Source organism: Brevundimonas sp. (genome assembly GCF_047617075.1).
GTDB lineage: Bacteria > Pseudomonadota > Alphaproteobacteria > Caulobacterales > Caulobacteraceae > Brevundimonas.
Window position 1 is genome coordinate 108,200 of the sequence record NZ_JBLGCI010000006.1, and the last position, 12,174, is coordinate 120,373.

Annotated in this window: 13 protein-coding genes; 9 read left to right on the top strand and 4 right to left on the bottom strand. The window is 69.0% G+C overall.

What is annotated here, in order from left to right:
* Window positions 1-53: 53 nt before the first annotated feature.
* Window positions 54-1,085 carry a DNA topoisomerase IB gene (locus ACI8U3_RS08345; RefSeq protein ID WP_415014405.1) on the bottom strand — a complete coding sequence of 344 codons (1,032 nt, stop codon included), beginning with the start codon at window positions 1,083-1,085 and terminating at the stop codon, window positions 54-56.
* Window positions 1,086-1,175: 90 nt separating this feature from the next.
* On the opposite strand from ACI8U3_RS08345, the gene rlmJ reads away from it, so the two are divergent.
* On the top strand, window positions 1,176-2,000 hold the full coding sequence (rlmJ, locus tag ACI8U3_RS08350) for a 23S rRNA (adenine(2030)-N(6))-methyltransferase RlmJ (RefSeq protein ID WP_415014406.1): 825 nt from the start codon (window positions 1,176-1,178) through the stop codon (window positions 1,998-2,000).
* On the opposite strand, the gene ACI8U3_RS08355 is transcribed toward rlmJ, so the two are convergent.
* On the bottom strand, window positions 1,997-2,968 hold the full coding sequence (locus tag ACI8U3_RS08355; RefSeq protein WP_415014407.1) for an endonuclease/exonuclease/phosphatase family protein: 972 nt from the start codon (window positions 2,966-2,968) through the stop codon (window positions 1,997-1,999). The genes rlmJ and ACI8U3_RS08355 overlap by 4 nt on opposite strands.
* A gap of 54 nt (window positions 2,969-3,022) precedes the next feature.
* On the opposite strand from ACI8U3_RS08355, the gene ACI8U3_RS08360 reads away from it, so the two are divergent.
* From ACI8U3_RS08360 to ACI8U3_RS08375, 4 genes are all read left to right on the top strand, one after another.
* Window positions 3,023-3,481, top strand: a complete 459-nt coding sequence (locus ACI8U3_RS08360) for a DUF4112 domain-containing protein (RefSeq protein WP_415014408.1) — start codon at window positions 3,023-3,025, stop codon at window positions 3,479-3,481.
* 66 nt (window positions 3,482-3,547) lie between these two features.
* Window positions 3,548-4,093, top strand: coding sequence for a sigma-70 family RNA polymerase sigma factor (locus ACI8U3_RS08365; RefSeq protein WP_415014409.1), 546 nt, complete (start codon window positions 3,548-3,550; stop codon window positions 4,091-4,093).
* Window positions 4,090-4,806 carry an anti-sigma factor domain-containing protein gene (locus ACI8U3_RS08370; RefSeq protein ID WP_415014410.1) on the top strand — a complete coding sequence of 239 codons (717 nt, stop codon included), beginning with the start codon at window positions 4,090-4,092 and terminating at the stop codon, window positions 4,804-4,806. Before ACI8U3_RS08365 ends, ACI8U3_RS08370 begins: the two co-directional genes overlap by 4 nt.
* Before the next feature lie 274 nt (window positions 4,807-5,080).
* On the top strand, window positions 5,081-5,638 hold the full coding sequence (locus ACI8U3_RS08375) for a fasciclin domain-containing protein (RefSeq protein ID WP_415014411.1): 558 nt from the start codon (window positions 5,081-5,083) through the stop codon (window positions 5,636-5,638).
* A gap of 12 nt (window positions 5,639-5,650) precedes the next feature.
* Here the strand turns inward: ACI8U3_RS08375 and scpA are convergent, their stop codons facing one another.
* Both scpA and ACI8U3_RS08385 read right to left on the bottom strand, forming a co-directional pair.
* Entirely contained in the window at window positions 5,651-7,807 is a 2,157-nt protein-coding gene (gene scpA / locus ACI8U3_RS08380; RefSeq protein WP_415014412.1) for a methylmalonyl-CoA mutase, read from the bottom strand.
* Entirely contained in the window at window positions 7,804-9,240 is a 1,437-nt protein-coding gene (locus tag ACI8U3_RS08385; protein ID WP_415014413.1) for a methylmalonyl-CoA mutase family protein, read from the bottom strand. Before ACI8U3_RS08385 ends, scpA begins: the two co-directional genes overlap by 4 nt.
* Window positions 9,241-9,426: 186 nt before the next feature.
* Between ACI8U3_RS08385 and ACI8U3_RS08390 the strand changes: the two genes are divergently transcribed.
* Genes ACI8U3_RS08390 through ACI8U3_RS08405 form a run of 4 tightly spaced genes read left to right on the top strand, consistent with a single transcriptional unit; the run spans window position 9,427 to window position 12,102 of the window.
* Window positions 9,427-10,860, top strand: a complete 1,434-nt coding sequence (locus tag ACI8U3_RS08390; protein WP_415014414.1) for a DUF2793 domain-containing protein — start codon at window positions 9,427-9,429, stop codon at window positions 10,858-10,860.
* Window positions 10,860-11,102, top strand: a complete 243-nt coding sequence (locus ACI8U3_RS08395; protein ID WP_415014415.1) for a hypothetical protein — start codon at window positions 10,860-10,862, stop codon at window positions 11,100-11,102. The genes ACI8U3_RS08390 and ACI8U3_RS08395 overlap by 1 nt, the downstream gene beginning before the upstream one ends.
* A complete protein-coding gene (locus ACI8U3_RS08400; protein ID WP_415014416.1) occupies window positions 11,099-11,617 on the top strand; it encodes a tlde1 domain-containing protein in 519 nt (172 codons plus the stop codon). Before ACI8U3_RS08395 ends, ACI8U3_RS08400 begins: the two co-directional genes overlap by 4 nt.
* The gene (locus ACI8U3_RS08405; RefSeq protein ID WP_415014417.1) at window positions 11,614-12,102 is read left to right on the top strand and encodes a hypothetical protein; all 489 of its coding nucleotides are present in this window, start codon (window positions 11,614-11,616) and stop codon (window positions 12,100-12,102) included. Before ACI8U3_RS08400 ends, ACI8U3_RS08405 begins: the two co-directional genes overlap by 4 nt.
* Window positions 12,103-12,174: the final 72 nt, after the last annotated feature.

Below are 12,174 nucleotides of genomic sequence, written 5' to 3' on the forward strand. Positions count from 1 at the left end.
CTCCGTTGGCGCGGGGCGTCGTCCCGGCCTTTTAGCAAGTCAGGCGAGCGATGCTATGCGGTTCGCGTGGAATGTGCGTCCAGCGCGCGGATCAGGGCCGGTTCGAACCCTTTGGCTGCAGGGCCGGGAAGGCCCGCCAGACCGCCGGTTTCATGAAGGTCGAACACCGCCGGGTGAACATAGGACGAGCGGCACACGGCCGGGGTGTTGCCCAGCAGGCCGGCCACAGCCTTCAGGCACTGATTGCATTGACGCTTCGATTCGACCTTCGAGGCCGGCGCGTCGCATTCGCGCAATGCGCGGGCGGCGGAGACCGTGGCGGCCCATGTGCGAAAATCCTTTGCTGAGAAGTGCTCGCCCATGACATCGCGGATGTAGGCGTTGACGTCGTCGGAGCTGACGGGGACCAGATCGCCGTCGGCGTCGCGATATTTGAACAGATGCTGGCCCGGCAGGTCGCGCAGGGCCTTGAGGATGCGGGCCAGGCGGCGGTCGCGGACGGTGACGGTGTGCTCGACGCCGGATTTGCCGCGAAAGGCGAAGATCAGGGCCGCGCCGTCCACCTCCAGATGGCGCTTGTGCAGGGTAGTCAGGCCGAAGCTGCGGTTCTGGCGGGCGTACTCGCGGTTGCCGATGCGGATCAGGGTGATTTCCAATAGCCGGACGGTGGTGGCGACGGCTTTCTCACGGCTGGGCCCCCGCCGGGACAGGTCCGCCTCGACCTGACGGCGCAGGCGGGGCAGGGCGCGGGCGAAGTCGGTCAGGCGATGGAACTTGGCCGCGGACCGGCCCTCGGACCAGTCGGCGTGATAGCGGTACTGCTTGCGGCCCCGGGCGTCGCGGCCGGTGGCCTGGATGTGGCCGCGAGCGCGGGGACATATCCAGACATCGGTCCAGGCCGGCGGGATCGCCAGGGCCTTGATGCGGGCCAGGACGCGGGCGTCGGTCACCGGCTCGCCGTCCGCCCGGTGGTAGGAAAATCCCTTGCCGCGCCGGACGCGGGTGAGACCCGGCTGGTCGTCGGCGCACCAGGTCAGGCCCTGGGGCATCTGGTCCGGGTCGATGAAGGCGGAGCCGTCGGGCATGGTCTATCTCGGTAGAGGCCAAGCGCGAACACGCGGATGCGGCGTCGGGTTCCGCTTGACGCGAAGGGCCGGGGAGGCGAAGGCGCCGCCATGAACTATCGCCACAGCTATCACGCCGGGAATTTCGCCGATCTGGTCAAGCACGGTCTGCTCTTGTGGCTGCTGGGCCGCGTGGCGCGGGACGAGCGACGGTTGCTGGTGGTGGACACCCACGCGGGGTCGGGCCTGTACGATCTGGGCGAGGGCGCGGTGCGTTCGAAGGAGGCGCAGGCGGGCATCGCCCGGTTGATGAGCGCGCCGCGCCTGCCGAACGAACTGGCGGCGCTGAAGGAGGCGGTTCAGGCCCGCAACGGCGGCAAGGACGAGGTGCGCTGGTATCCCGGCTCGCCCCTGCTGATCGCGGACAGCCTGCGCAAGGGCGATCTCTATGTGGCCTGCGAACTGCGGCCGGAGGAGCACGACTTGCTGGCGGAGCGGCTGAAGGGGCGCGAGGGCGTGGAGACGCGTCAGGCCGACGGTTATGAGGTGGTGCGCGCCGTGGCGCCGGCAGAACGGCGGCGGCTGGTGCTGATCGACCCGCCGTTCGAGAGGCCGGACGACTATTTGCGCTGCGCCGAGACGGCGGGGGCGCTGATGAAGCAGGACCCGGACACGGTCATCGCCATCTGGCTTCCCATCAAGGACATGGAGACCTTCGACGGGTTCCTGCGGCGGCTGGCGGGCGCCGGCGTCAAGCGGGCGCTGGCGGCCGAGGTACGGCTGCGGCCCCTGACCAATCCTATGCAGATGAACGGCTGCGCCATGGTGCTGGTCAATCCGCCGGAAGGCGCGCAGGCGGCGGCGCAGGCGATCTGTGAATGGACGGCCATCGCGCTGGGTGAGCCCGGTGGGCGCGGCGAGGCCTGGTGGACCTAGGCGGCCGGGCGGGACAGCTCAACGATGACCGGACGATGATCCGAGCCGGTGGGGGCGCCGAGGCGGCGCCGGGCCACCGCGATGTCGCGGGAATGATAGACCTGATCGATGGTCATGCGCAGCGGGCCGGGCAGGGCCGCGGGCCAGGTGCCGGGCCAGCCGGGGGCGTGGACCAGATCGCCCTGTGACCGCAGCAGGCGTCCGATGCGGGCCGAGGCCACGCTGTTGAAGTCGCCTGCCAGCACCACTGGTTCGGGCGCGCCATCAGTGTGATCCAGCAAGTTCTGGCTCTGGATGATCTGTCCCCACTGGAACTGGAACGGCCAGGGGCGGGTCAGATGGACGCCGACCACGCGGACCGGGCCGATTGGCGTGTCGGCCACCGCCGAGATCATCTGGCGCTCATTGCCTTCGGTGGAGCGGCGCGAGAGCGGGTAGCGGGAGGCGATGACGGAGCGGACCGCGTCCTCGCTGCGGACAACACGTTCGGTGATTTCGCGGTGGGGGTAGCCGGCCAGCAAGGTTTCGACGGCCGCATTGGGAGCCTCGCCGAACTCCACGAGGACGATGATGTCAGCATCGGCGGCCTCAATGGAGGCGCGCATGGCGGCGACGTCGTCATTCATGGCGTAGAGGTTGGCGGCGTAAAGCCGGACGACGGGGCTGTCAGGGGCGACGGCGGGTCCGCCGGGCGCGTACTGGGGCCACACGGCCAGCAGCAGCAGGGTCAATACGGCGGCGCCCACGGCGGTGGCGGTCCACAGGCGCGCCAGGCCGATGACGAGTGTCGCCAGAACCGTCAGGGTCAGGACCGGAGCCGGGAACTGGGCAAGGATGTCCACCCAGCGATGGCCGATTCCTGACAGGGAGGCCGCCGCGATCGCCAGGGGACCGCACAGGCCCAGGATCAGGACCGCCTGAACGAAGACCTTGAACCGGCCGTGCAACCTAAGTCGGTGATTGAACATTCAAGCTTGGCCGAGCCGGCTTTACGGTTAAGGTCGGGTGCGGGACGGGGTTCAATGGCGAAACGCAGCATCCAGGATATCGAGAAGGTTTGGTCCCGAGTCGAGGGGGTGCGCAAGCTTTCCGACCGTGTCATCGGCATCGGCCCGTGGGGCGTTGGCATGGATGGCCTGCTGACCTGGATTCCGCTGGTGGGCGGCGCCTACAGCGTCGGCGCCGGGGCGCTCCTGTTCGCCAGCGCGTTTCAGGCCAAGGCCTCGCCGTCAACGCTGGCCAAGATGGCGGCCTATCTGGTGTTCGACGTAGCCACCACAGAGGTGCCTGTGGTCGGTTCGGCCGTCGACTTCTTCTTCGTCGGCCACCAGTTCGCAGGCCGCGCGCTGCAGAAGGACATTGAAAGCACCCACTGGGTCGAGGCCAACGAGCGCGAGGCGAAGAGCAGCGGCGATCATGAGCAGCACCTGGCCGACATGCGCGCGGCCGGCCGCAAGCGCATCGTTTATCTGCACGACTGACCTTGACGAGGCGCCCGGCGCGCCCACAATCCACCCGTTAGTTCGAGGGAACATATGGAAGCGGTGATGACGCGCGAGGCCTTGGCCATCGAGCTGGGGAAGACGGGGCAGGGCGACCGCGCCGCGTTCCAGAAGGTGTACGAGGCCACCTCGGCGAAACTATTGGGCGTATGCCTGCGTATCTTGGGCGACAGGGGGCTCGCCGAGGATGTTTTGCAGGATACGTATCTGACCGTATGGCGCAGGGCCGAGACCTTTGACGCCACCCGCGCCAGCCCCATCACTTGGCTGGTGACCATCGCGCGCAACCGCGCGATCGATCGTCTGCGCTCGGCCGGGGCGCGGGTTCAGACCCGGCCCGTGGACGACGCCTTCGAGGTCGCGGACGACGCGCCGCTGGCCTCGGATTCGGTTGAGCAGGCCGATGAGGCGCGGCGGCTCAACGGGTGCCTGGAGGAACTGGACGAGAAGGTGGGCGGGGCCATCCGCACCGCCTTTTTCGAGGGCGTGACCTATGACGAATTGTCCCAGCGCCAGGACGTGCCGCTGGGCACCATGAAGAGCTGGATAAGGCGAGGGCTTCTCAAGCTGAGGGCGTGCCTGGAGACATGACCGACACCATCGACAAAGACGCGGACGACGTGCTGGCCGGGGAACTGGCGCTGCGAGTCCTGCCGCAGGCCGAGGAAGCCGCAGCGCGGGGCCGTGAGCGCGCCGACCCGGCGTTCGCCCGGCGCGTGGAGCGCTGGAACGAGGACCTGGCCCGGTTGGCGGACGAAGTGGCGCCGGTGCGCCCGTCCGAGGCCCTGTGGGTCCGTATCGCCGCCTGCACCTTCGGGGTCGTGGCGGCCAATGACAACGGCAAGCTGGTGTTCTGGCGCCGCTGGGCTCTGGGATCCACCGGCCTGCTGGCCGCCAGCGTGGCGGCCCTGGCCTTGCTCGCTCTGCAGCCTGATCCGACCCCCGAGCCCGTGACGCCCCAGGGCGGGGTGACGCGGATCGCGACCCTGACGCTGGAAGACGGCGCGGCCGCCGTCACCCTGGCCTATGACGCGGGGACCGGGCACCTGTTCCTGGCGCCGACGGACGTCATGGAAGGCGATCCGCGTGTGCCGCACCTGTGGCTGAGGATGCCGGATGGCGGGCTGCAACTGGTGGGCGCCTTCAACGGGACCGAGCCGGCCACACATAATCTGGACGCCCCCATGGCCGACATGGCGCGTCAGGCCATGGCTGTTGCGGTGTCCATGGAGGAACCCGGCCATACCCCGTTGGCGCAGCCTGACGGTCCGGTGGTGGCGCAAGGCGAAATCAGCCAGCTCTGATCGCTGCATCCGGCATGTGGTCGCCGTCGTAGCTTTGTTTGTCGACGGCGCCGGGGACTGGTTCGTCTCCGTTGCTCCATCTTCGGCCCGCCGATGCGCGGGGAGACCCACTCTGCCCTTCCGCCGGTCTCCCCGCGTCTTTCTCAAGATCAGATTATGATGATTATAGATATAATCATTGCCGGTCTGGAACGAGTGGATGCATCTGGGCAGTGTAGTTCTTCGTAACTGATTGTGATCGTCAGCAAGTCGATCGCACTCAGGAGACGAAACCATGAAGAATATCATCACCAAGGTCGCCGTCGCTGCTGTTCTCGCCGCCGGCATGGCCGCGCCTGCGGTCGCTTTCGACCATCACGGCGGCGGTCACGGCCAGATGCAGTCCAGCCAGACCATCGTCGATGTGGCCGTGGGTTCGCCCGACCACACCACCCTTGTGACGGCTGTGCAGGCCGCCGGCCTGGCCGAGACGCTTTCGGGCGAAGGTCCCTTCACCGTGTTCGCGCCCACCAATGACGCTTTCGCCAAGCTGCCTGCCGGGACCGTGGAAACCCTGGTGCAGCCGGCCAACCGTGCGACCCTGACCGCTGTTCTGACCTATCATGTGGTGGCCGGTGAGCTGAAAGCCGCCGACGTGCTGGCGGCCATCGAAGCCGGCGGCGGCAGCGCTGTCCTGACCACCGTTCAGGGCGCCGAACTGACCGCGTCGCTGAGCGGCGACTCCGTCATTCTGACCGACGCTGCGGGTGGCACGGCGACGGTGACCGCCACCGACCTGGATGCGTCCAACGGCGTGGTCCATGTGATCGACACTGTGGTGATGCCGCAGTAAGCGGCAGCGTTTTCAGGCCTTACGAGCGGGCGGCTGGGCATACCCCAGCCGCTCGTTCAGCTTGTCCAGCAGGTCGACGGCGCACTCGGCGATGACCGTGCCGGGGGGATAGACGGCGGCGGCGCCGCTTTCGATGAGGGCGGGCACGTCGCCGGGCGGGATGACGCCGCCGACCACGATCATGATGTCGGGGCGGCCCAGCTTTTCGAGCTCGGCTTTCAGCTCTGGCACCAAGGTCAGATGGCCCGCCGCCAGCGATGACGCGCCGACCACATGGACATTGTTGTCGACCGCCTGTTTCGCGGCCTCGGCGGGGGTCTGGAACAGGGGGCCTGCGTCCACGTCGAAGCCGATGTCTCCATACGCTGAAGCAATGACCTTCTGACCGCGATCGTGGCCGTCCTGGCCCAGCTTGGCCACCAGAATGCGGGGCGGGCCGCCGTCGTTCTCCACGAAGGCGGCGACCATGCCGCGCGCGCGGGCCAGTTTCGCGTCTGCCCCGGCCTCGGCGGCGTAGACGCCCTTGACGGTCTTCACCTCGGCCACGTGGCGGCCGAAGGCGGCCTCCATGGCGTCGGACATCTCGCCCACTGTGGCGCGGGCGCGGGCGGCGTCCACGCACAGCGCCAGCAGATTGGCGTTTCCGGCGGCGCCTGTCTTGAGGGCGTCGAGCGCAGTCTGGCAGGCAGCCTCGTCCCGCTCGGCGCGGAGGCGCTTCAGCTTGTCGATCTGGCGGGCGCGCACGTCGGCGTTGTCCACCTTCAGCACCGGAATGTCGTCAGACAGGTCGGAGAGATACTTGTTCACCCCGACGACGGTCTGCTGGCCGGTGTCGATGCGGGCCTGGGTGCGAGCAGCGGCTTCCTCGATGCGCAGCTTGGGGATGCCGGCCTCGATGGCTTTCGCCATGCCGCCCAGCTTTTCCACTTCCTCGATGTGGGCCAGGGCGCTGGCGGCCAGATCGTGGGTCAGGCGCTCCACATAGTAGGAACCGCCCCACAGGTCGGCGCTTTCGGTCATGCCGGTTTCGCGCTGCAGGAAGATCTGGGTGTTGCGGGCGATGCGGGCCGAGAAATCGGTGGGCAGGGCCAGGGCTTCGTCCAGCGAGTTGGTGTGCAGGCTCTGGGTTCCGCCGTGGGCGGCGGCCATGGCCTCCACCGCCGTACGGGCCACATTGTTGAACACGTCCTGGGCCGCGAGGCTCCAGCCCGAGGTCTGGCAGTGGGCGCGCAGGGCGAGGGACTTGGGCGACTTCGGCGCGAACTCGCGCTGGATCAACGAGGCCCACAGCAGGCGCCCGGCGCGCATCTTGGCCACCTCCATGAAGTGGTTCATGCCGATGGCCCAGAAGAAGCTGAGGCGCGGGGCGAAGGCGTCGATATCCATGCCCGCCGCCACGCCCGCGCGGGCGTATTCGACCCCGTCGGCGAGGGTGTAGGCCAGTTCCAGATCCGCCGTCGCGCCGGCTTCCTGCATGTGATAGCCGGAAATGGAGATGGAGTTGAACTTCGGCATTTCGCGCGAAGTGTATGAAAAGATATCCGAAATGATCCGCATGGAGGGGGCGGGCGGATAGACGTAGGTGTTGCGGACCATGAACTCCTTGAGGATGTCGTTCTGGATGGTCCCGGTCAGCTTCTCGCGGCTGACGCCCTGTTCCTCGGCGGCGATGATGTAGAGGGCCATGATGGGCAGGACGGCGCCGTTCATGGTCATGGACACGGACATCTGATCCAGCGGGATGCCGTCGAACAGGGTCTGCATGTCCAGGATGGAGTCGATGGCCACCCCGGCCATGCCCACGTCGCCCGCCACGCGTGGATGGTCGGAATCATAGCCCCGGTGGGTGGCCAGATCGAAGGCGATGCTGAGGCCCTTCTGACCGGCCGCCAGATTGCGGCGATAGAAGGCGTTGGACGCCTCGGCCGTGGAGAAGCCCGCGTACTGGCGGATGGTCCACGGATTCGTGGCGTACATGGACGGGTAGGGGCCGCGCAGATAGGGCGGGGCGCCCGGCAGGCCCTGGACGAAATCGAGGCCTTCGAGGGCGCTCGCGTCATAGGCCGGATTGACGGTGATCTTTTCGGGCGTGCTCCATCCGTCCCCTTGGGCGGTGGCGGCCGAGCCGGTCTGGTCGAAATCGATGGTGGTGAAGTCGGGCAGGCTCATTGGGCCGCCTCCACGTGGTCGGACATGCGGATGGGGGCGATGGGCGTGCAGGCGTCGTCCTCGCCGCCTTGGCGAACGTCGGGCGCGGGGACCGCATGGGCCGGGCGCGGGTCGATGGTCACGGGATCCTCGTCGGCGGGATAGAGGCTGACCCCAAGGATCGGGGCGGAGCCGTCGCGGGCCGAGGCGATCAGGGCTTCTCGGGCCCCGGCCACGTCGTCGGACAGGGAGCCTGAGAGGAGCGCGGCGGCCAGACCCCCTTCGGCCTCGACGGCCTGGAAGCGGGCCCAGCCTTCGCGGGCCAGATCGTCGGTCAGCTGTTCGAAGAAGAAGGCGCCGCCGGCCGGGTCGGCCACGCGGCCCAGATGGCTCTCCTCCATCAGGATCAGCTGGGTGTTGCGGGCCTGACGGCGGGCCAGCGGATTGTCGCCGCCCAGCGGGGCGGTGAAGGGATCGAGCACCACGGCCTGGGCGCCGCCCACGGCTCCGGCGAAGGCGGCGGCGGTCAGGCGCAGCAGATTGTTGTGCACGCCCCGGTCGGCCAGCATGCGGGCGGAGGAGCGGACCTCGATCACGGCGGGGGTGTCTGAACCGCAGGCTTCGGCGATGCGGGCCCAGATGGCGCGAGCGGCGCGCAGCTTGGCGATCTGCACCGGATAGCGGGCGTCGGCGGACAGGCCCAGGACGATGCGCTTCAGCCCCTCGGCGGGGGCGACGCCGGCGGCCTCCAGCGCGCGCAGATAGGCGACCACGGCGGCGGCCACGACGCCCAGCTCCTGGGCCTCCGTCCCGCCGGCCTCGTGCACGAAGCGGCCCGAGGCGAGGAACAGGGTGGCGCGGGGATAGGCCCCGGCGTGGCGTGCGCCGGCCTGGGCGGCGGCGTTGACGTGGGCGGCGACGGGGCCATGGCTGCGGCCTTCACGGGCGAAGGCGGACAGCGGGTCCAGATGGAAGGCGAGGGGGGCCTCGGGCGCGCCCTTGGCCAGCACCGCCAGCCAGTTTGCGGCCTCGGCGCCCATGAAGCTCGCGTCCAGCGCCACGGGGGCGAGGTCAAGCAGGACGCCGTCCAGCGCGCGGGCCAGATCATCCTGAGACCCCACGGCCACGCCGGTCTCGCCGGACGGATCGAGGCGCAGGAGCAGGGAGGCCGCGCCATTGGTCAGGGCGTCATGGGCCAGGGCGTTGGCGCGGGCGGGCTCCGGGTGGTCGATGAAAGTCCGCAGATCCCACGGGCGGTCGCGGTCGCCGGACAGGCCGGGGCGAGCGCGCAGGACCGCGCGGTCCGGGTCGGCGGCGTAAAGCGGCTGGATCGCCAGGCCGTCGGCGGTGCGGCCGATCAGGGTCTCGAACGGCGCGCCCTTCAGGCCCTTCTCGGCGAGGGCGCGCCAGTCGGCGAGGGACGGGGCGGGGAAATCTTGGCTGAGGCTTTTCACGGCGCGAGTGATGGGCCGGGGGCGCCCGCCCCGTCAAGCCGGGCTGAAACAGTCCGTGATAATCCCGCATTTTTGAGGTCACTTCATTGACCCGCATGGGTTCGGCGCTCGCCAGGCGGCCATTTCGTCCCCCTGGTTCCGGGAGCCTCCAGACTGACGCTCACGATCCATCAAGGAGGCGCGAGCGTGATCCCAGCCGAATCCCAGTCCAGTGCGAGGCTGGACCTGCCCTATCTGCAGGCGGGGCAGATGCAGAAACATGTGACCCTGAACGAGGCCCTGACGCGGCTGGACGCGCTGGTGCAGTGCGCGGTGGTCAGCCGAACGGTCAGCGAACAGCCGGAGACGCCGGACGCAGGCGCGCTCCACATCCTGCCTGAGGACGCGACGGGTGATGCCTGGGCGAGCATGGCGGCCGGCGCTCTGGCCCGGTTCGAGGCGGGCGGCTGGACGGCAATGGAGCCGCCGCCTGGTCTGCGCGTGTTCGTGCTGGATGAGCAGTGTCTGATCGTCCGGGGCGACGAGGGCTGGACCGATGTGGTCGGGACGCCGGTTCGGCTGGACGATCTGGAGGGGCTTGGCGTCGGCACGGTGTCGGACGCGGCCAACGCCTTCGCGGCCAAGCTGAACAGCGCCCTGTGGACCGCTCGGACCGAAGGGGAGGGCGGCGCCGGCGACCTGCGCTTCGTGCTGAACAAGGAGAGCGGCGCCAATGTGCTGTCCCTGCTGTTCCAGTCGGGCTGGTCTGGCCGAGCCGAGCTTGGCCTGGTGGGCGACGATGATCTGGTGCTGAAGGTGTCGCCGGACGGAGACGCCTGGCGCGAGGCGCTGCGGGTGGACCGCCATTCCGGCCGGCTGGGCTTTCCGGTTATGGACGCATTGCTCAGGCCCGCGACCCAAAACGTGCTGACGGCGTTCGAGGCGTCGCCGGGTCGTACGCGGGCGTTCCTGATCGACGATCTGATCGCGGCGCTTGAAGCCGCAGGCTTGTGGGAGCGGCTGAGCGCGCTGTATCTGACGGCGGCCCATGACGAGCAGGCGGCGCGGCTGAACCTGAAGGCGCCCGGCGTGTTCGATCTGGCGCCGGTGAACGATCCTGCGTTCGCCGCGGCGAATGGCTTTACCGGCGACGGCGCGGGCGCCTGGCTGGATACGGGGCTGAGCGCTTCGGCGCTGGCCGATGGGGGAACAGGTGTCGCGGCGGGAATCAGGCTGACGGACAATCCGAGCCCCGGAACAAGCCAGTTTCCCGTGGGGCCGACGGACGGCGATGAGACCCTGTCCATGGCCATCAGCCCCTCGACCGGCAACTTCAGCGCGCGCCTTGGCACAACGACCCTGGCGATGTTCGGCGCCGCGCCTGCGGTCACGGGGCATTTCTGCGTGAGCCGCACGGGCGCGACCCACGTGGCGGGCTATCACGACGGCGTGCCGCTCGCCTCGCCCGCCAGCCCTTTTACGGGATATGCGGGCGGCTCCATCGGCCTGCTCCGCCGTCTGGGCAATTACCACAGCGGAACCGTTGCGGCCGCCTGGCTGGGCAAGGACATGGATGCGGGGCAGGTGGCGGCGCTGCATGCGGCGCTGGCGAGCTGGCTCAGCGAAACGGGGGTGGTCTGATGGAGCGGGATCCGCGCCCGGAGGGGGATTGGCGGTTCCGCCGCGTCTATACCTACGCCGCGACGGTGGCGGGGCTGGCGCTGCTGGGAGTGCTGGTGTGGCGGCTGGAGGCGCCGCGGGAGATCATGTGGGTGGCCGTGGCGCTGATCGTGCGCGACGCCTGGCGCGAGACGCTCTACATCGTGGCGCCGTCGGCCCAGGCCATCGTGTCGGGGCTGGCCGCCTGGCGGGGGCGGACATGAGGACGCCCGATGCGAATGCGCTGCAGCTGACGTTGATGCGGCTGGGCCTTTATTCCGGGGATCTGGACGGAATCTGGGGGCCGCTGTCACAGGCTGCGTTCGACGCGCTGATCGAAGGATACAGTCGCTGTCATCCCGATGCGAAGGCCCTGCGGCCGAAGGGATGGTCGTGGGACCAGTCTGAAGGTGTGCTGTATCTACACGGTCAACGGACCGCCCGGGGGTATTCCGGGCGTGGTAAGGGACGAAACAATCCCGCCATGGAAGCGGTGCGCGCCGTCGGGCCGATACCGGCCGGCCGCTGGCGCATCGGACCGCCGCGCACGAGCATCCGGACCGGCCCGCACGTCATGGACCTGACGCCCGTCGATCATGACGCCCACGGGCGCAGCGCCTTCCAGATCCACGGGGACAACGCGGCGGGCGACGCCTCGTCCGGCTGCATCGTGCTGCCGCGCTTTTACCGCGAGATGATCAGCAAAAGCGGAGCCCGGCTTCTGGAGGTGACGCCGTGATCCAGATGTTTCCGCCGCGCGCCATTGTCCCGGGCTGGGCAGGGGGCGCCCTGGTCGCGCTGGCGGGCCTGGCGGCGGTCGCCGCGGCGGCTCATCAGTGGGACCGACTTTGGTCCTGGCTGCCCTGGTCCGACGAACGGCGGCTGGAGCAAGTGGTCGTCCAGCGTGACCAGCTGGCCGCAGAGGTCGCCGCCCAGGCCGGGCATATCGAGGACCTGACCGAACAGGCGCGGCGCGTCGAGACCGTCCACCGGCAGGTGATCGCGCTGCGAGACCTGACCGATCCCGTCATCCATCAAGCCCGGAGCGCGTCCGATGCGACCACACCTCTCGATCCCGATCGCGCTGATCGCCTGCGCGCTCATGACCACAAGCTGTGCGAGCTGGCGCCCGGCGCCTGCGCCGCGTCAGCGGCCGCCGCTGCCGGAGATGGCGACACATCCATGTCCGATCGCGATGCTGCCGGGAAAGCCGACTTGGGCTGATCTGGAAGCGGCCTACATGACGCGAGGCCGCCAACTGGTTGAATGCGACCTTGCGCGGCGGCTGGCTGTTGA